The organism is Holdemania sp. (genome assembly GCF_986127675.1).
The window spans coordinates 21,372-39,700 of record NZ_CFQZWI010000003.1; the positions used below are offsets into that span (position 1 = coordinate 21,372).

The following is an 18,329-nucleotide window of genomic DNA, read 5'->3' on the forward strand; positions in this document are numbered from 1 at the left end:
ACATTTGATTAATAAATAATCATACTTTAAAACCGCCGATAGTTCAGGCGGTTTTTTTGATGACGCAAGAATTTGAACTTAAAACTGAGAAATATCAAATAAATAGCGGGTATTTCTTTATCATCTGGGAAAAACGGAATGACTTTTGATTCTTGATTTGGTGGTTATCCCAGACTATGATAAAATAAAGATCGGAATGAGGAACAGATATGAAGATCAAGGAAATTATCGTCGTTGAAGGAAAAAAAGATACGGCTAATTTAAAACGCTGGCTGGATGTGGACACGCTGGAAACCAGCGGCACCGGTCTGAGTGAAGCGACGCTGGAACAGATCCGCCAGTGGGCAACGACCCGCGGCGTGATCATCTTTACCGATCCGGATACCCCGGGCGATCAGATTCGCCAGCGCATCAACAATGCGGTTCCCGGCTGCAAGAATGCTTTTCTGCCCTCGGGTAAGGCGTGGGAAATCGTGCGCGGAAAACGGAAGGTCGGTGTGGAACATGCCGGGAAACAGGAAATTCTGGCCGCTTTGGAGCATTGCCTGACTTATGAAGCGGATGGGGAAAATACGCTGAGCTGGTCGGAGTTTGTAGAGCTGGGATTAACCGGCCTGCCGGACAGCGCTCTGCGGCGCAGGGAAGTTGGAAACCGATGGCATGTCGGTGAAGCCAATGCCAAGACGTTGTGGAAGCGTCTGAATATGCTGAAAATCACAAAAGCGATGTTGGAAGAACGGAGGGACGCCGGTGAATAAGCCCATTGCTACAATGGCCAGAACGAATGAAATCTTAGCGAAATATGACCTGTACGCAAAAAAGAATTTTGGTCAGAACTTTATTATCGAACCGGGAATCGTGGAAAAGATCGCGCGGTTATCCCAGGCGGATGCGCGCAGCGCCGTGATCGAGATTGGTCCGGGGATCGGCGCTCTGACGGAACAGTTAGCGAGAGTGGCCGGACAGGTGCTGGCGTTTGAGATCGACGACCGCCTGATCGAGGTGCTGGCCGATACGCTTTCCGATTACCCGAACGTTGAGGTCAAACATCAGGACTTTCTGGAAGCAGACCTGAATGCGACGGTGGCGAAGCTGAAAACGCAGTCGGATCAGGTTCTGGTCTGCGCCAATTTACCGTATTATATTACGACTCCCATCTTATTTAAAATCTTTGAAAGTAAGGCGGATATCCCGGTGATCACCGTGATGATGCAGAAGGAAGTCGCCGACCGCTTCACCGCCGCGGTTTCGACGAAGGATTACAATGCACTGAGCGTGATCGTGCAGTATCAGTATCAGGTTCAGACAGTGATGAAGATTCCCAAGACGATTTTCAATCCCCGCCCGGCGGTGGACTCGGCCGTCGTGCAGTTTACCCGCAAACTGCCCCAGCGTGCAGCACGGGATGAAGCACAGTTCTTCGCGCTGGTCAAAGGGTGCTTCAAACAGCGCCGCAAGACGCTTTACAACAACTTCCGCGAATATCTGCAGGATAAGGATGAAGCTGCCCGACTGTTGAAGGAAGCTGGCTTACAACCTTCGCTGCGGGCGGAAACGATGACGCTGGATCAATTTCTCGATCTGTATGAGGTGACGTATGAAACAAAGAGCTTACGCGAAAATTAACCTCTGCCTGGACGTCGTGCGCCGGCGAGAGGATGGGTATCATGAACTGGAAATGATCATGGCCCCAGTGAATCTCTACGATACGCTGAACTTTGAATTCAGCGACGAGCTGCGTTTACAAAGCAATGTGCCCTATCTTCCGTTAGACCGGCGGAATACGATTGTGAAAGCGATCGAGCTGCTTCGTGAGGAATATGGTTTCAAGGAGAACTTTGAGATCACGCTGCAGAAGCACATTCCGACGCAGGCCGGCATGGCCGGGGGCAGCACGGATGGTGCGGCGGCGATCCGGGCGCTGAACAAGATGCTTCAGCTGGGAATGGATAATGACAAGATGGTGGAAATCGCCAAGAAGGTTGGAGCGGACGTGCCGTTCTGCCTGCGCAGCCGCCCGGCGTTTGTGACGGGCATCGGCGAGAATCTGGAACATTTCCGCGTGCATACGCCGTTTTATCTCTTGTTAGTGAAACCATATAAGGGCGTGTCCACGAAGGTGGCCTTTGAAACGCTCGATTTCAGCTGTGCCGAACATCCTGACTGCCGCAGGATGCGCGAAGCGTTGATCGGCAACGACTATGACGGTGTGCTTCAATCGCTGGGCAACACGCTGGAACAGAGCGCGTTTAAGCTGGTGCCGCAGATCGCGACGATCAAGCAGGAGCTGTTGGCGCTGGGCTTCGACGGGGCGCTGATGTCGGGCAGCGGATCGACGGTGTTCGCGCTGACGCGGGATTTGGAGCTGTTGGAAAAAGGAGCGGCGGCAATGCGGAAGAAAGCGGCGTTTATCCGTAAGACGGAGCTGCGGCCGCAGGAAGAATTTCCATACAAGCGTTATGACAGGTAAATTCAAAAGAAAAGAATGATTGTTTATTACCGAACTATGTATGATTGATCACAGAAGTTGGAAAAGGAAATAAACAGGAGTGATGCGGATTTTCAAATCTGCTTTTCTTTTTGTCCTCTGCTGCCGAGAAAAAGTATGCTAAAATGAAACAAAAGGGGTGGATTGAGGATGGATTCAGAGAAATTATGGATAGAAATGATTCATCGGATGAGCAGAACGGAACAGGCTGTGAATATCCGGAAGCTGGCAAAAGAATTAAATATCAGTCCGCAGGAAATTCAGCGGTTGATTCATTCCCATGAAGCCGAGCAGCGGGATTATGGTTTTCATTGGATTTGCCGATTAGGAAAAGTTCAGCTGATCGTAGACCGGCTGGACTTATTCACCCAGCTGAATCTGATCGAACCTGAAATGGCTGATGAAAATCAAATGCGAATAGATGCGATTCTGACAACGCTGATTCAGAAAAAAGATTATGTGCGAATCGAAGACCTCGCAGCGCAACTGTATGTCAGCCGCGCGACGATCGACCGGTTGATGAAACAGATTAAATTAACAGCGCAGGAATATGGTCTGCAGGTTGTAAGCCGTCCTAAATACGGGATTATGTTAATCGGGAACGAAGTCGCAAAACGCTTGTGCTTCGCTCATCACTATGCGAAAAAAGTCAATAAACCGAAGGATGACGTGATTGTTGAACAAGTGCAGCGAATTCTATGGCAGGTTATGAAAAAATATCAGCTTCATCTCAACGACATCAATTTTTATAATTTGAGTTACCACTGCGTTATTGCCCTGCGCCGGATCGTAGGCGGAAATCAAGTCCCGCAGCCCCTGCTTTTGGAACAAACCGAAGGGATGGAGCGAGAATGGCAAGCGGCCCAGGAAATCGTTGCCTGTTTTGAAGAAGAATTTTCAATCCATGTAGAGATGAATGAAACTCAGTATATCATGATGCATTTGCTCGGTAAACGGATTATTGAAAATGATCAGAATATTTCTCAGGAAGTCTGGGAGTGTGTTGAAGAGGTAATCAAGCGGATTTGGCAGGTAAAACAGATTGATTTCCGGGAGGATGCGGATCTCAAAACGGTCTTAGCATTGCATTTTCAGCCGATGATGACAAGACTGCGCTATAATCTGCCGCAAAGCAATCCGCTGTTGAGTCAGATCAAGCGGGACATGAGTCCTGGCTATGAGCTTGCGTTATGTGCCGCAGAAGTTCTTGAAAATCAATATCATTTGTCTATGGATGAAAATGAAGCTGGATTTCTTGCGCTGCATTTTGCGTTAGCCCTTGAAAAAAAGAAAAATTTTGTCCGGTCCCGGAAAATAGCGATTGTCTGCGCTTCCGGGAGAGGGACTGCCCGTTTGATTCAGTATAAAATGATGCAGCGTTATCAATACCAGGAAGAGAATATGACATTGGTATCACTCTTTGATTTGAAAACCTTAGATCCGGAGGTCTTTTCCTGTATTCTCAGTACGGTTCCCATTAATGAATCATTGTCCATCCCGATTGTGTATGTTGATCTGACTATGGATGAAACCAGTTTGAGAAAAGTGAGTCCCTATATCACAGCCGAGTCCGCCGAAACTGCTTATGTGCCAATCCAGGTGTCTTTGATATTCTTAAATATGGAAATGAAAGATAAAGAAGAAGCTTTAACTTTTTTATGCAATGCCGCTGCCGCCGAGGCCAACCTGGCTGTCAATCCGCTGGAACAGGTCATGAAGCGGGAAGCGCTGAGCGCGACGGAAATCGGTTTGGAAACGGCCCTGCCGCATCCCTTTGACTATGATGCAAAAAATCCATGCCTGGCACTGATGACACTGAAAAAATCGATTCTGTGGAAAAAAACACGTGTCAGAATGATTCTTTTGATGATTCTTCCGAAACAAGAAACATCTCAATCCCAGCATCTCAACGATGGAATCGCGCAGCTTGTCAGCGATCCTGGATCTGTCCGGGAACTTTTAGCCTGTCTTAGTAAAGAGGAGGCGTTGGCATGTCTGAATCGATTTCTGCAATAAATGTCCTGTTGGTTTGTGTCGGCGGCATTACGACCAATGTCCTCGCAAAACGCCTTCAGCAACAGCTTTTATTACAAGGTTATAAAGACCATATAGAAGCGACAGGTATTTTTAATCTGGAAGATAAGGCAAAACAATGTGATTTGATTTTAGTTGCGCCACAGGCACAGGTTTTTTATCCGCAGATCCGTGCGATTGCGGATAATCTGGCAATTCCGATTGAGCATGTGGATGAAGAAGCCCTGACACAAGAAAATATTTCTGGGGTGATAGAAAAAATAATGAAGTACCATCGCGGATCTTGCAAAATAAGACGCAGTGAGGCAACACCTAAAGTTAAGTTCACACCTGTGATTTTCATGGATATTATAAAATCGAGTTTGAAAGATATGGTCCTTATATTGGTTTTAGCTGGAATTGTCTGGGGACTAAAAACGGTTATGGATTGGAAACCGATCGAATGGTTAAATCTGGCACTGATGAAAATGATCGGGTTTTATCTTATTTTTTCGATTGGCTATCATTACGCCTTAAAATTAAATCGGCAGCCAATGGCTTGTGTTGTCTTATGTGTCGTCAGCTGTTTTATGCTTCTACCAGTAAATGATGCGGGAAATGAAACTGTAACCCTGCTTTTCCGCAATAATCTGGCCTGGATTCCCATCGAGGCTTTGAGTTTAAGAATGTGTCCGTTTTTATTTGCGATCTGCTGCCTGGCAATGATTCTGGATCAAGGCATGCGCCGGTTAATTCCGATAGACCTCGATTCTCGTTATATTCCTTTTAGCTTGACTGATACGTTATATATCAGCCTTGTTATTTGTCTGTTTTTTATCTTGAGAATGGTACTTAGTCTCTTTCTTTAGCAATAAGGCCTTCAAAAATGAGCTTGTAATGATAATGAAAGCACCGCGGAAATGCGATAAAGTGAAGCCAGAAAGAAAGGGGAACCTCACATGGACAAATTTTTAGAAAAAATTGTCGGCTTCACTCAGAAAAGATACATGAAGGTGCTGATGGATGGCTTTATGAGCATCGCGGCAGTTTCAATCGCCGGATCGCTTTTCAATTTAATTAAATCGATCCCGATCGGCGCCTGGCAGACTTTTCTGGCAACCAGCGGATTAGGAACATTACTTTCTATTCCGGTATCCATTACATCCGATCTGATGGCGATTTACGTAGTGTTTGCGATGGCCTATTGCCTGGCAAAAAGCTTTAACCGCGATGGCTTTGCGGCAGGAATCATTGCTTTCGGCTCGTTTATGATTCTTACACCGCTCACAGCCTCGAGCACAGCGGTTGACCCTGCTACCGGGGAACGACTGGTAACTACGGTTCAGAATGCGATTTCATTGAGTGCGGTCGGTTCCCAAGGCATTTTCCTGGCGATTATTGTTGGCTTACTGTCAGCACGGTTATACGTTTTCTTTTTAGACCGCGGCTGGAAAATAAAAATGCCTGATTCCGTTCCGTCAAATGTTGCTTCTATGTTTGAGAACATGCTTCCGGGCGGCGCAACCTTTATTGTTTTTTTAGCGATACGATATGGGATGTCGTTGACTTCCTTTGGAACAGCACAAGCGTTGATCTACGGGATTTTGCAGGCACCATTAATGAAGGTGGGCGGCGGCTTTGGCGGCTTGCTGATCTACATGGTGATGATTAAAATATTCTGGCTGTTCGGTATTCACGGCGGCATGCTTGTCAACAGCGCGATGTATCCGATTATGGCTGCAGCCACGGCGGCCAATCAGTCAGCCTTTGCGGCGGGTTTGCCGGCTCCCTATCCAGAATGGGCCTATGGCAGTGCTGTCTGTGCTGGGATCGGCTTGTTAGCCTTGAACTTACTGATGTTCATCGCCAAGTCGAAGCAATTCAAAGCTCTGGCTAAAATTGCCTTGCCAACCTCGTTATTTAATATTACTGAACCGATGATGTTCGGAACACCGATGATTATGAATGTCATTCTGGGCATTCCCTTCATTTTATCCCCGGTCATCAGCGTGTTGCTGACCCGCCTGGTCATGACGATCGGACTGGTTGCCTGGCCTACTGGTGCATCGAGCAATATGTTTATTCCTAGCCCGATCGGCATGGCTTTGCTGAACGCTCACTGGACAGGCTTTGTCTGGGGTTTAGTCCTGATTGTGATCAATATGGCATTATACTACCCGTTCTTCCTGGTTGCTGATAAACGGGCGCTGGCTCAGGAAAAAGAATCAGAAGCAGCGGAATAAAAAAGTTGGAATAACCAAACCAACAGAGGGATAAAGGAGAAATTATGAAACAGAATATTGTTTATTTCGCGGCCGATCAGATGCGTGCTGACACATTGCATCACTTAGGCAATCCCGCTTCGCACACACCCCATTTGGATGCCTTGGCTCAGGAAGGCGTTTCATTTTCCAACGCTTTCTGCCAGAATCCAGTTTGTGTTCCGTCTCGCTGCAGTTTTTTAAGCGGCTTGTATCCGCATACGCTGGGTCATCGGACGATGCATTTTTTACAGAATGAAGACGAACCGAACCTGCTGCGGATCATGAAAGAAAATGGCTATGAGGTGATCTGGTGCGGCCGCAATGATGTGATTCCCTCCGACCGCGACAAAACAGTGTATTGCGATGAATACTTTTCCGGGATGGACCCGGAGATCTTGCGTCAATATGCCAAGCATATGAAAACACAAGAATCAAATAAAAAAAGCGCGGATTTTTCAACTGATGGTTATTATTCGTTTTATATGGGGGATGTCACCGGGAAACCGGGTATGGAATCAATGGATGATCTGATTGTTGCGTATGCCTTAAAATATCTGGAACGGAAGCGTACAGAGGATAACAGGAAACCATTTTTCCTGTATGTCAGTCTGGGCTTTCCACATCCGCCATATGGCTGCGCCCGTCCTTTCTATGGGCTAACGGATCGCAGAGCGTTAAGTCCAAGACGGCCGGATTTATCAAAAACACACGGAAAACCAAGCATGCTTCAGGGAATTCATGAGAAGCAGCAGCTTGGGCAGTGGGATGAGGAACGCTGGAATGAACTGCGGGCAACCTATCTGGATATGACCGCTAAGTTTGACGCACTGTTCGGCAAGTTGAAAGCCAAGCTGACCGAAACTGGTTTAGATGCGCAGACAAATATCTTTGTATTCAGTGATCATGGTGACTACACCGGGGATTATGGCATTGCGGAAAAAGTGCAGAATTGTTTTGATGATCCGGTATGCCATGTGCCGCTGATCATCCGTCCCGCGCAAAGCCTGGAAAGCAAGCCGCGGATTACGCCGGCTTTGGCGGAGTTGACAGATCTGACTGCGACCGTGGCGGAGTTAACGGGCATTGATTTGAATTATACGCAATTTGGCAAATCATTGGTTCCGGTATTGCGGGGATGTGATACGCACCGCAGCGAAGTTCATTGCGAAGGCGGGCGGATCCATGGTGAAGAACAATGTATGGAAAAGGGACATGGCCCACAATCGCAGTATTGGCCGCGGCTCTCCACTCAAGCCAGTGAAGGACCTGAACACACCAAAGCACTGATGTTGAGAAATCAACACTATAAATATGTAAAACGATTGTATGAAGAGGATGAACTTTATGATTTACAAAAAGATCCGATGGAATTGAATAATGTGATTCATGATCCGAAGTATTCAAAAGTGATCCTTGAATTCGAGCGAAAGGCTTTGATATTTATGATGAGCACTGCGGATTATGTACCGAACAGAAAGGATAAGAGATAAGATGAGTTTTCCAAAGAACTTTTTATGGGGTGGGGCCACCGCCGCAAACCAATGCGAGGGGGCATGGAATGTTGGGGGCAAGGGCGAAAGCTGTGCCGATCATATGACTTCCGGCAATCGGCAATCGCCACGCAGAGTTACCCGCAACATAGAACCGGGGGTTCATTACCCATCCCATGAAGCCATTGATTTCTATCATCATTACAAGGAAGATATCGCTCTGTTTGCCGAAATGGGATTCAAGGTCTACCGGATGTCGATTAACTGGACCCGGATTTATCCTCAAGGGGATGAAAGTACTCCGAATCCGGAAGGACTGGAATTTTACCGACGTGTATTTGAGGAATGTCATAAACATGGAATTGAACCGCTGGTCACGCTGAGTCATTATGAGATGCCGTTTGCACTGGCGGAGCGATATGGCGGCTGGACAAACCGACAGTGTATTGATTTCTTTCTGAATTATTGCCGTACCGTGTTTACAGAATATCGCGATCTGGTTAGTTACTGGCTGACCTTCAACGAGATCAATATCTTAGCCAGCAGCTTTGGCGGATATATGGGCGGCGGAATTCTGCCGGAAGCGGACAGCTTAATGTTTGGCGCCGGGGAGGAATCCAAAGTAGTCCGCTCCGCTCGCTTTCAGGCGCTGCATCATCAGTTTGTCGCCAGTGCGAAGGCTGTGATTTTAGCGCATGAGATCAATCCCGACAACCAGATCGGCTGTATGATCGCCGGCAATGCCTGTTATCCACTGACCTGTCAGCCGGAGGATCTGTTAGCGGCGCAGAAACGGATGCAAATGAGTAATTATTTCTGCGGTGATGTTCAGGTTCGTGGCGAATATCCGCATTTTGCCCGTCGATTCTTTCAAGAAAACGGAATCGAAATTCATCAGGAAAAAGAAGATGCCGCGCTGCTCAAGCAAGGACATGTGGATTTTTACAGCTTCAGCTATTACATGAGCAGCTGTGCTTCGAGCGATTCGGAACATGCGCAAAGCGCCGGGAATATGATGAGCGGTGTTCGGAATCCTTATCTTCAGACTTCCGACTGGGGCTGGCAGATCGATCCGAAAGGTCTGCGGTGGTATCTGAACGAAATTTACGGACGATATCATATTCCGCTGATGATCGTAGAAAACGGGCTGGGCGCGGTGGATAAGATCAGCGAAGATGGAAAAATTCATGATCCTTACCGCATCGCTTATCTGCGCGAGCATATTCAGCAGATGCAGCAGGCACTGGAGGACGGCGTCGATTTGATCGGCTACACACCGTGGGGATGTATTGACCTGGTCAGCGCATCGACCGGCGAAATGGAAAAACGATACGGATTCATTTATGTAGACAAGGATAACGAGGGGCAGGGTACGCTGAAACGGATAAAAAAAGATAGTTTTGACTGGTACAAAAAAGTCATTGCCACACAAGGCGAAGATTTAGATTAGGGTGAAAGGAGAAAATAATGCGAAAAATTGTTTTGTTATGCGCGGCTGGGATGAGCACAAGCGCGCTAGTTAAGAAAATGCAAGCTGCCGCTGAAGCAGAAAATTATGCATGTGATATCGCAGCTTATCCGGTGGCGGAGGCTAAGGTTCGCGGCGAGGACGCGGATATTGTTTTACTGGGTCCGCAGGTGCGGTTTAATGTCGAAAAAGTCCGTCAGCAGGTCAGCTGTCCGGTGGAAGCAATTGAAATGCGCGCTTACGGCATGATGGATGGCAAAGCGGTCATCAAACGGGTAAAAGAGGTATTAAAAGACTAATGGAAGGCTTAGAACTGATTAGTTTCCAGATTATCAGCGCGGTTGGTACCGCCCGGTCTTCCTATATAGAAGCGATTCATGCGGCGAAAGCCGGGCGTTTTGAAGAAGCGGAAGCCTTGATTAAACAGGGTCAGGAAATTTTTATCGAGGGTCATCATGCCCATGCTTCTTTGATCCAGCAGGAAGCGAACGGCGAGCCGATTCCGTTCACGTTGTTATTGATGCATGCGGAAGACCAGCTGATGAGTGCGGAAGCGTTTGGAATCCTGGCTGAGGAATTCGTTGCGGTCTATCAAAAGATGGAATAGGCGGCAAAATGAAATTAGTTATAAACGCTGATGATTTCGGCTATACGCCGGCTGTCAGCGCGGGGATTGTTGAAGGCGTTCGTCAGGGGATTATCCGCTCAACGACTGTTCTGTGCAATATGCCGGATCTCGAGACGACGCGGGAGCTTGCGAGGACTTGTCCTAAATTGAGACTTGGCGTGCATTTGACACTAACCTTGGGGACCAGTTTGACAGGTGGAGCGAGTTTTACCGATGCCGAGGGCAGATTTCTTTCGCGGGCGGATATTGTGTCCCAGCCCCTGGATGAACATGAAGTCTACACGGAGTGGAAAGCGCAGATCGATCGGTTTATCGACGTCTTCAATACCCAACCCACGCATCTGGATTCTCATCACAGCGTGCATGATATGAACGAGGCGATGCTGCGGATCACGCAGAAACTGGCACAGGAATATGAATTGCCTGTCCGCCGGGGAAGCGCCTATCGATTCGTTACGGGATTTTTTGGACCATCCGCAACACGCGAAACTCTAATCCAGATCTTGTCTGAGCATTTGAATGAAGATATCGAGATCATGACACATCCCGGTTTCTGCGATCTGAAGTTATACCGTGAAAGCTCGTACAACTGGCAGCGGCTGCAGGAACTGGATGTTCTCTGCTCATCGGAAGTCCAGTCCTTCATTTCGAAGCAGGGTATTGATCTTGCGCATTATTAAGGCCGGGATAGATCCAATGGCTATCATAAAACAGACAAAAAGGATGCAGGATTTCGCTGCGTTCTTTTTCGTATCAGATCGATTTACCTGAACGATTTTCAGGTATCCTTTCAGCCAGGAAAGATCTCTAAAGCACAATGTAAGCCCCTTCATTCAGAAACCGGAGACTGGAATTAAGGAAACAGGCTGGGAATAACTGTAAAAAACAGGAAATCCAGGGAAAAAACATCACTTTAGGCTTTTTTTAAAGGGCGAGTTTGAGTAAAATAGACTATGGAGGACGATGGATAATGAAATCTGCAATTATTATGGCGGCGGGCAAGGGTACACGCATGCACTCTGAGCTGCCGAAGGTGATGCACCCGGTCTGCCAGAAACCGATGCTGGGGCATATCCTTGACAATCTGAAAAAAATTCAGGTCGATAAGATTGTAACCGTTGTTGGTTTTGGCCACGAACAGGTGGAAGCTGCAATGAGCGGGCAGTGTGAGTTTGTGCTTCAATCCCCTCAGTTGGGAACCGGCCACGCGGTCATGCAGGCGGCGCCGATTCTAAGCCAGGCAGAAGGAAAAACCTTAGTCGTCAATGGGGATTGTCCCTGCATTCAAAGCGCAACCTATCAGGGGATGCTGGACGCCCTGGATCAGTGCGGCATGGTCGTGTTAACGGCAGTGCTGGACGATCCGAAACAGTACGGCCGGATTATCCGCAACGCTGAAGGCATGATTGAGAAGATCGTGGAATTCAAAGACTGCACAGAGGAACAGCGGAAAATCACGGAAATCAACACCGGCATCTATTGCTTCGACAATCAGGCTTTGTTTGAGCATCTCAAAGAAATCCGTAATGACAACGCGCAGCAGGAGTATTACATTACGGATTTAGTTGAAATTTTCAACCGCCATGGGTTAGGCGTGAAGGCCAAGATTGTGGAAGACAGCTTTGAAGCCAGCGGCGTCAATGACAAAAAAGAGCTGGCGCAGGCAACCCGCTGGATGCAGAAGCGGATCAACGAGCATTGGATGGAGGAAGGCGTCACGCTGATCAATCCGGACAGCACGTATATCGGACCGGACGTCGTCTTGGGCAAAGACGTCACATTGTATCCGAACGTCTATCTGGAAGGCAACACTGTGATCAACGACGGGACGACAATCCTTCCGCAGTCGTTTCTGGTTAACGCCGTGATCGGAAAGAACTGCACGGTCGACAGCTCGCGCATTACCGACAGCATCGTTCATGACGAAGTTAAAATTGGTCCTTACGCTCATCTGCGGATGAACTGCGAGGTTGACAGTAAGAACCGGATTGGCAATTTCGTCGAATTCAAAAACACCAAGTTCGGCTTCGACAGCCGCTGTGCGCATCTGACGTATCTGGGCGACAGCGAGATCGGATCGAAAGTCAACATTGGCTGCGGCGTCATCACCGTCAACTACGACGGGAAAAACAAGTTCCACACAGTTGTCAAGGACGGAGCCTTCATTGGCAGCAACGTCAATTTGATCGCGCCGGTGACGGTCGGCGAAAATGCCGTCGTCGCTGCGGGATCGACTGCGACTCAGGATGTGCCGGATGGGGATATGGCCATCGGTCGCGTACGCCAGGAAAACAAGCCGGGTTATGGTCTTATCTACAAAAACAAAGAGAAAAAATAAAAGGAGAAAACATGATCGAGAATGCAATTGTCTTCGCACTGTCCAGCAGTGTTGAACTGGCTCAGGAAATCGTAGAATACCTGGGCTTACCAATGGGAAAGATTTCTGTTAAGCATTTTGCCGATGGAGAAATTATGGTGGAGCCGGAGGAAACAGTTCGCGGCCGTTCCGTTTATATCGTCCAGTCGACATGTTCGCCGGTTTCCGACCGTCTGATGGAAGTGCTGATCGCGATCGACGCCTGCAAGCGCGCCAGCTCAGGGGAAATCACCGTCATCATGCCGTATTACGGGTATGCGCGCCAGGACCGCAAAGCGCGTGCGCGCCAGCCGATCACCGCGAAGCTGGTTGCGGATCTGCTTCAGACTGCTGGGGCGAACCGCGTCGTGACGATTGACCTGCATGCGACCCAGATTCAGGGCTTCTTCAATATTCCAATCGACGATCTGAGCGCCGTTTCGATGATCGGCCAGTATTTCCGTTCCAAGAATCTGGAGAATGTCGTCGTCGTTTCGCCGGACCATGGCGGAACCACTCGGGCGCGCCGTCTGGCCGACTGCCTGAACGCGCCGATGGCAATTATTGACAAGCGTCGGCCGAAACCGAATGTCGCGGAAGCGATGAACGTGATCGGCGAGGTTGAAGGCAAGACCGCGATCATCGTCGACGATATGGCGGATACCTGCGGCACGCTGATTGCCGGCGTCAACATCCTGAAGGAAAAAGGCGCGAAGGAAATTTACTTCGCCTGCACGCACGGTTTGTTAAGCGGACCGGCGATCGAACGGATTCAGAATTCCTACATTAAGGAAATGGTCATCACCAACACGATTCCGTTAAGCGAAGAAAAGAAGAACGGCACGGATAAGATCACGCTGCTGTCCGTCGGCTACATGCTGGCGAAGACGATCGAAGCGATCCAGCTGAAGAATCCGGTCAGCGCCGTTTACGATCTGTTCAACGACTAAACTGATTTCTCAAAAACGGGAATTTCCGAAAACGACGCGCCCTTGTGCAAAACGGGGCCGCGGGTTCAGGAAACGCCCGTTTTTTCTTTGGTCAAACGCAAAAGCGTCAGCGTGAGGAAAGCGGACGTGGTATAATGAAAGCGACAGAAACCGACAGAGTTCGACGCAGGTTGTCGATTCCGGGCTGGAGGCAGGTTCATGAGTAAAAAACAAAATCAGTCGATCATCCGCAAGATGATCAGCATCACTATCGTCGCTTTGATTCTGGGGGCAGTTTGCTTCTTAGGCGGCGTCCTGCTGGCGCAGCGCAGTCATTCCGGCAAGACGACGGTGACCAGCGACACCTTGTTTCAGCAGCTGCGTTCCGTCAGTCAGCTGACAACGGTGGAATATCATTACACGAATATGGGTAAATTTGAAAAAAACGCTGATCTCAACGGCTGGACGATTCCGCTGACCAAAGCCAGCTTTATTTTGGCGTATGACGGTAAAATTACAGCCGGGGTGCGGCTGGACGACGTTCAGATCGACGTTGTGGACAAGACGATCACGATCACACTGCCGCCGGCTCAGATTTTAAGCCATGAGGTCGACGAGGCGAGCATTGAGGTCTACGATGAATCTAACAATCTCTTCAATCCGATCAGTATTTCGGATTACGCCGCATTCTCGAAGCAGCAGAAAATCGTCATGGAAGACAAGGTGATTGACGGCGGTCTGCTTGAGGAAGCGCGAAAAAAAGCAGGCGAGGTGATCAGCCAGCTGTTGACAACGGCCAATCCGGAATATACGATTCAGGTTCAGGAAGCGAAAGCGGCGTGAGGTACAGCTTCAAATAGCGGCATCCAAAAGGGTAAAGATAAAAAGAAGCAAGGTTTCCCTGTGAAGTGGGGAACCTTTTTTTTGTTTGAATTTCGCTTTTGAAAGAGTGCATAAACACGAAGGACGTTTCTGGTTATGGAAAAAATACCACTTTTTTCACGGCAGTTTCCGTGTCATGATGAAGTTTAACGTCGAAGAAGCACCAAAATTGTCCGGGAAACCGCGACATGTTTTGGTATGGTTTCTTGTTTGGACTTTGATTATGATGAAACCGAAGAAAGGAAATGCCTATGGAAGATCTCAATGAACGCCAAATTCAGATTTTGAGATTGCTGGCGGGGCAGACGGAACCGCTGCGGAATCCAGAACTGGCCCGGCGCTTTGGGTGTTCGATCAAAACGATCCAGCGGGATTTCAAGCGCATTGAAATTCTGGGGTTGTCGCTGGGATATACGCTCTTACGCAGCAGTCAGGGAATTGTGCTGGACTGCGGCAATGCGGATCGCGGCCGACTGAACCGCTGGATTTACGGCGGGGATCGGCTGAGCGCGGGAGATTCCGTGGAAGACCGGCGACGCCGGATTTATCTGGGTTTGCTTCTCAACGCGCCTCAGCCCACGACAATCCGCAGCCTTTCGGAAGCATATTATGTCGGAAGCAGTTCGATTGTGAACGATCTGGCCGCCATTGAGCAGCGGATCCGCGAAGCCGGACTGACGCTGAACCGCACGCGCGAGGGAACGTACATCACCGGAGGCGAGTTGACGATCCGCAATGAAGTTGCGGAGGTGCTGAACCAAAGCCGCCATTTCCAACTGCTGCCGCCAAGCGGACTGCCAACACGCCTGAACGAGGAAAACCGGATGGTGCTGAGCGGAATCTACGGCGCTCAATCGCTGCGTCAGGTAGAACAGTGCGTGGGTGAGATCGAGGAAGCGATCGGCGTGATTCTCGGCGATATTTACTATATCAATATTGTTACGCACATCCTGATCGCGATGGAACGGATGCGCAGCCGGCGCTACATCAATCCCGGCGGCGTGATGAATCCGAAGCTGATCAATCCGCTGATTTATGAAAAGATTGCCGCATGCATCCAGAATTTCTCGCAAGCAGTACAGATTACGTTTCCCCCTAACGAGCTGTTATATATTTACACCCATTTCATGGGCTGCGGGGTCGGTGAGCTGCCGCAGCGGGAAGTGATCGGTCAGACGCTGCAAGGCTCCCAGCCGGAAGTTCTTGCATTCTGCGAGGAACTGATTCAGCGGATGGAAGCGGAAACGCAGGTTCAGTTTTCACAGGACGCGAATCTGTTTTACAGCCTGCTTCTGCATATCAATTCGATGATCACGCGAATTCAGTACAACGTCCGGATCGTCTGTCTGTTAAAAGAGAAGACGATCGCGGAATTTCCGCAGATGTACGCGCAGGTGAAAACCGCGGTGCTGGAGCTTAAGCAAAAGTATTATCCAAAACATTTTATTTCTGAGGATGAGCTGTGTTATCTCTGCCTGTATTTCCAGCTGGCGCTGGAGCCGAAGACACCGCGGCAGCGGGTACTGTTAGTATGTTCGACCGGTATCGGCACATCACATTTGTTGAAGAAACGGGTAGCGACCGTCTTTCCGGAATTGGAGATCGTCGATGTGATCTCGCTGCGGCAGCTGAAGCACCGAAAGGCAGCCGATCTGGATTTCATCTTAACGACCGTCGGTATTGATTTTGAAATTTCCTGTCCGAGCGTGACGGTATCCGCGCTGCTGGATTCCAAGGATATCGAGGAAGTCCGGCGCTTGCTGAACGGATAAAGAAAGGGACTCTTATGTTGGATATCAGAGAAGTATTAATGGAAGAAAACGTCAATCTGGAACTGGAAGCCAGAACCAAGGAGGAAGTGTTCACGCAGATGACGCGCATGCTTTATGAAAACGGCGCGATCCGGGAGGAACAGCCGTTCATCGACGAGCTGGTTCACCGCGAAGCGGAAGGCGTGACGGGAATTGGCGAGGGGATCGCGATTCCTCATGGCCGTTCCGCTGTCGTGAACCGCAGCGTCATTGCGATCGGACGCACCCGTGCCGACGTCAGCTGGGAAACGTTTGACGACAAACCGGTTCGCTGCATTATTATGTTTGCGATTCGCGATGTGGATATGTCGCAGCATATCATGCTTCTGTCCCATGTCGCCCAGCTGTTATTGGATAAGGACGTGATTGACACACTTCATCACGCCCATACGGTTGAGGAAATCGTCACTGTTTTAAGAAAGGAGGAATCGGAATGAAGATCGTCGGAATTACTGCCTGTCCAACAGGGATTGCGCACACTTACATCACGAAGAAGAAAATTATCGAAGCGGCGAAAGTTTGCGGCTATCCCTGCCGGATTGAAACGCAGGGGTCGATCGGCGCGGAAGACGAGCTGACGGCGCAGGAAATTGCGGAGGCCGACGTCGTGCTGCTAGCGGTCGACGTCAAGATTACCGGGGAAGAACGCTTTAAAGGCAAACCGGTCGTGCGCTGCCGGACGGAAGACGTCATGCGCAACACGGAAGGCTTCTTAAAGAAGATCGAAGCGACGTTGAAAAACCATCGCTGAGATCCATGGCGGCGGATCATCGCCGTGGAAAGTCCGGGACAGGAACACTTGTCCCCACAGGATCATGAAGCGATTGGCGTAACGGACTTCACGGTGGTCCGGCCTTGTCAGAAAACAATACAGTTAAAAGAAAAGAGGGAGAGTTTAATGAATTGGAAAATCATCAAGAAACACATCATGACCGGGATTTCGTTTATGGTTCCGGTCGTCGTCGGCGCCGGGCTTTGCCAGGCACTGGGCGTTATTCTCGGCGGTCCGAATGTCAAGGACGCCGTCGGCAGTTTCGCTTACATCATCTACAAGGTCGGCAATCTGGGGATGTCCACGATGATCATTCCGGTCATCTGCGCCGCGATATCCTATTCCATCGCGGATAAGCCGGGCATTGCGCCGGGGCTGGTCGTCGGTTTGGTGAGCGCGGAAATCAAGGCAGGCTTCTTAGGCGGATTGGTCGGCGCGTTTTTAGTCGGATATGTCGTCAACGCCATGAAAAAATATATTCATCTGCCGGATTCGATGAAGGGACTGATGCCGATTCTGATCATTCCGTTCTTCGCTTCGCTGATCTGCGGCGTGCTGATGTTTACGGTGCTGGGGACGCCGATCGCGTATTTCATGGAGGCGATGACGCAGTTTCTGGCGAATCTGTCAACCGGTTCCAAGTTTGTCTACGGCTTCGTCATGTCGGCCGGTTCGGCGTTCGACTTCGGCGGTCCGGTCAACAAGACGGTTTCCTTATATACGACAGCGATGTTGGCGGATGGAATTTATGGGCCGAAGGCGTGCCACATGGTCGCGTGCATGATTCCGCCGATGGGCGTGCTGATCGCCTGGGGATTAGCGAAGATTTTCCGCAAGCCGATTTATACGAATGATGAGAAGGAAAATCTGAAGGCCTGCTTCCCGATGGGGGTATGTATGATTACCGAATGCGTTATCCCGTTGGCGATGAACGATCTGTGGCGGGTGGTGCTGTCCAGTGTTCTGGGCGGTTCGATTGCGGGTGGTCTGTGCATGGTATGGGGCGTCGAGAGTCCGGTCGCTCATGGCGGCTGGTTCGTCATTCCGACCTTTACCAATCCGCTGGGGTTCGTCGCGGCTTTAGTGATCGGCAGCATCATCATGGGCGTCGCATTGTTTGTTCTCAAGCGTCGTTTAACACCGAGTCAGGAAGCTTACGGTATTGATTATACGCAGGCTGACGACGGCGAAGTCGCCGAAGTCAACATCACGTTTTGATCAGAAACAG

18 protein-coding genes are annotated in these 18,329 nt (G+C 49.4%); all 18 read left to right on the forward strand.

The window, feature by feature from the left end; all coding sequences use genetic code 11:
• Positions 1-209 precede the first annotated feature (209 nt).
• Positions 210-758, forward strand: a complete 549-nt coding sequence (rnmV, locus tag AC5OW4_RS01000) for a ribonuclease M5 (protein WP_072685107.1) — start codon at positions 210-212, stop codon at positions 756-758.
• On the forward strand, positions 751-1,626 hold the full coding sequence (gene rsmA / locus AC5OW4_RS01005) for a 16S rRNA (adenine(1518)-N(6)/adenine(1519)-N(6))-dimethyltransferase RsmA (RefSeq protein ID WP_072685106.1): 876 nt from the start codon (positions 751-753) through the stop codon (positions 1,624-1,626). Before rnmV ends, rsmA begins: the two co-directional genes overlap by 8 nt.
• On the forward strand, positions 1,598-2,470 hold the full coding sequence (locus AC5OW4_RS01010) for a 4-(cytidine 5'-diphospho)-2-C-methyl-D-erythritol kinase (protein ID WP_195395538.1): 873 nt from the start codon (positions 1,598-1,600) through the stop codon (positions 2,468-2,470). The genes rsmA and AC5OW4_RS01010 overlap by 29 nt, the downstream gene beginning before the upstream one ends.
• A gap of 168 nt (positions 2,471-2,638) precedes the next feature.
• Complete coding sequence (locus AC5OW4_RS01015) at positions 2,639-4,504, forward strand: BglG family transcription antiterminator (protein WP_195395539.1); 1,866 nt, start codon at positions 2,639-2,641, stop codon at positions 4,502-4,504.
• Positions 4,480-5,370, forward strand: a complete 891-nt coding sequence (locus AC5OW4_RS01020; RefSeq protein ID WP_195395540.1) for a PTS sugar transporter subunit IIB — start codon at positions 4,480-4,482, stop codon at positions 5,368-5,370. Before AC5OW4_RS01015 ends, AC5OW4_RS01020 begins: the two co-directional genes overlap by 25 nt.
• Positions 5,371-5,460: 90 nt before the next feature.
• Positions 5,461-6,744, forward strand: coding sequence for a PTS sugar transporter subunit IIC (locus AC5OW4_RS01025; RefSeq protein ID WP_195395541.1), 1,284 nt, complete (start codon positions 5,461-5,463; stop codon positions 6,742-6,744).
• 44 nt (positions 6,745-6,788) lie between these two features.
• Positions 6,789-8,255, forward strand: a complete 1,467-nt coding sequence (locus tag AC5OW4_RS01030; RefSeq protein WP_295767639.1) for a sulfatase family protein — start codon at positions 6,789-6,791, stop codon at positions 8,253-8,255.
• A gap of 1 nt (position 8,256) precedes the next feature.
• Positions 8,257-9,705, forward strand: a complete 1,449-nt coding sequence (locus tag AC5OW4_RS01035; protein WP_195395543.1) for a glycoside hydrolase family 1 protein — start codon at positions 8,257-8,259, stop codon at positions 9,703-9,705.
• A 17-nt stretch (positions 9,706-9,722) separates the two neighbouring features.
• Entirely contained in the window at positions 9,723-10,022 is a 300-nt protein-coding gene (locus AC5OW4_RS01040; protein WP_195395544.1) for a PTS sugar transporter subunit IIB, read from the forward strand.
• Positions 10,022-10,330, forward strand: a complete 309-nt coding sequence (locus AC5OW4_RS01045; protein ID WP_195395545.1) for a PTS sugar transporter subunit IIA — start codon at positions 10,022-10,024, stop codon at positions 10,328-10,330. The genes AC5OW4_RS01040 and AC5OW4_RS01045 overlap by 1 nt, the downstream gene beginning before the upstream one ends.
• Before the next feature lie 8 nt (positions 10,331-10,338).
• Positions 10,339-11,031, forward strand: coding sequence for a ChbG/HpnK family deacetylase (locus tag AC5OW4_RS01050; protein ID WP_195395546.1), 693 nt, complete (start codon positions 10,339-10,341; stop codon positions 11,029-11,031).
• 290 nt (positions 11,032-11,321) lie between these two features.
• Positions 11,322-12,689, forward strand: a complete 1,368-nt coding sequence (glmU, locus tag AC5OW4_RS01055) for a bifunctional UDP-N-acetylglucosamine diphosphorylase/glucosamine-1-phosphate N-acetyltransferase GlmU (protein ID WP_195395547.1) — start codon at positions 11,322-11,324, stop codon at positions 12,687-12,689.
• 11 nt (positions 12,690-12,700) lie between these two features.
• Positions 12,701-13,657 carry a ribose-phosphate diphosphokinase gene (locus tag AC5OW4_RS01060; RefSeq protein WP_006058059.1) on the forward strand — a complete coding sequence of 319 codons (957 nt, stop codon included), beginning with the start codon at positions 12,701-12,703 and terminating at the stop codon, positions 13,655-13,657.
• Between the two features lie 198 nt (positions 13,658-13,855).
• Positions 13,856-14,479 (forward strand): DUF4230 domain-containing protein, encoded by a 624-nt coding sequence (locus AC5OW4_RS01065; protein ID WP_072685103.1) that lies wholly within the window; start codon positions 13,856-13,858, stop codon positions 14,477-14,479.
• Between the two features lie 290 nt (positions 14,480-14,769).
• Positions 14,770-16,290 carry a BglG family transcription antiterminator gene (locus AC5OW4_RS01070; protein WP_308559804.1) on the forward strand — a complete coding sequence of 507 codons (1,521 nt, stop codon included), beginning with the start codon at positions 14,770-14,772 and terminating at the stop codon, positions 16,288-16,290.
• A gap of 14 nt (positions 16,291-16,304) precedes the next feature.
• The gene (locus AC5OW4_RS01075) at positions 16,305-16,766 is read left to right on the forward strand and encodes a PTS sugar transporter subunit IIA (protein ID WP_072685101.1); all 462 of its coding nucleotides are present in this window, start codon (positions 16,305-16,307) and stop codon (positions 16,764-16,766) included.
• Entirely contained in the window at positions 16,763-17,080 is a 318-nt protein-coding gene (locus tag AC5OW4_RS01080) for a PTS fructose transporter subunit IIB (RefSeq protein ID WP_072685100.1), read from the forward strand. Before AC5OW4_RS01075 ends, AC5OW4_RS01080 begins: the two co-directional genes overlap by 4 nt.
• Positions 17,081-17,227: 147 nt before the next feature.
• A complete protein-coding gene (locus AC5OW4_RS01085; protein ID WP_493676559.1) occupies positions 17,228-18,319 on the forward strand; it encodes a PTS fructose transporter subunit IIC in 1,092 nt (363 codons plus the stop codon).
• Positions 18,320-18,329 lie beyond the last annotated feature (10 nt).

Coding starts and splice junctions, on each gene's coding strand:
- AC5OW4_RS01080 (WP_072685100.1), top strand. CDS start 16,763: ATGAAGATCGTCGGAATTACTGCCTGTCCAACAGGGATTGCGCACACT.
- AC5OW4_RS01020 (WP_195395540.1), top strand. CDS start 4,480: ATGTCTGAATCGATTTCTGCAATAAATGTCCTGTTGGTTTGTGTCGGC.
- AC5OW4_RS01045 (WP_195395545.1), top strand. CDS start 10,022: ATGGAAGGCTTAGAACTGATTAGTTTCCAGATTATCAGCGCGGTTGGT.
- AC5OW4_RS01025 (WP_195395541.1), top strand. CDS start 5,461: ATGGACAAATTTTTAGAAAAAATTGTCGGCTTCACTCAGAAAAGATAC.
- glmU (WP_195395547.1), top strand. CDS start 11,322: ATGAAATCTGCAATTATTATGGCGGCGGGCAAGGGTACACGCATGCAC.
- AC5OW4_RS01030 (WP_295767639.1), top strand. CDS start 6,789: ATGAAACAGAATATTGTTTATTTCGCGGCCGATCAGATGCGTGCTGAC.
- AC5OW4_RS01015 (WP_195395539.1), top strand. CDS start 2,639: ATGGATTCAGAGAAATTATGGATAGAAATGATTCATCGGATGAGCAGA.
- AC5OW4_RS01010 (WP_195395538.1), top strand. CDS start 1,598: ATGAAACAAAGAGCTTACGCGAAAATTAACCTCTGCCTGGACGTCGTG.
- AC5OW4_RS01060 (WP_006058059.1), top strand. CDS start 12,701: ATGATCGAGAATGCAATTGTCTTCGCACTGTCCAGCAGTGTTGAACTG.
- AC5OW4_RS01065 (WP_072685103.1), top strand. CDS start 13,856: ATGAGTAAAAAACAAAATCAGTCGATCATCCGCAAGATGATCAGCATC.
- AC5OW4_RS01070 (WP_308559804.1), top strand. CDS start 14,770: ATGGAAGATCTCAATGAACGCCAAATTCAGATTTTGAGATTGCTGGCG.
- AC5OW4_RS01050 (WP_195395546.1), top strand. CDS start 10,339: ATGAAATTAGTTATAAACGCTGATGATTTCGGCTATACGCCGGCTGTC.
- AC5OW4_RS01040 (WP_195395544.1), top strand. CDS start 9,723: ATGCGAAAAATTGTTTTGTTATGCGCGGCTGGGATGAGCACAAGCGCG.
- rnmV (WP_072685107.1), top strand. CDS start 210: ATGAAGATCAAGGAAATTATCGTCGTTGAAGGAAAAAAAGATACGGCT.
- AC5OW4_RS01075 (WP_072685101.1), top strand. CDS start 16,305: ATGTTGGATATCAGAGAAGTATTAATGGAAGAAAACGTCAATCTGGAA.
- AC5OW4_RS01035 (WP_195395543.1), top strand. CDS start 8,257: ATGAGTTTTCCAAAGAACTTTTTATGGGGTGGGGCCACCGCCGCAAAC.
- AC5OW4_RS01085 (WP_493676559.1), top strand. CDS start 17,228: ATGAATTGGAAAATCATCAAGAAACACATCATGACCGGGATTTCGTTT.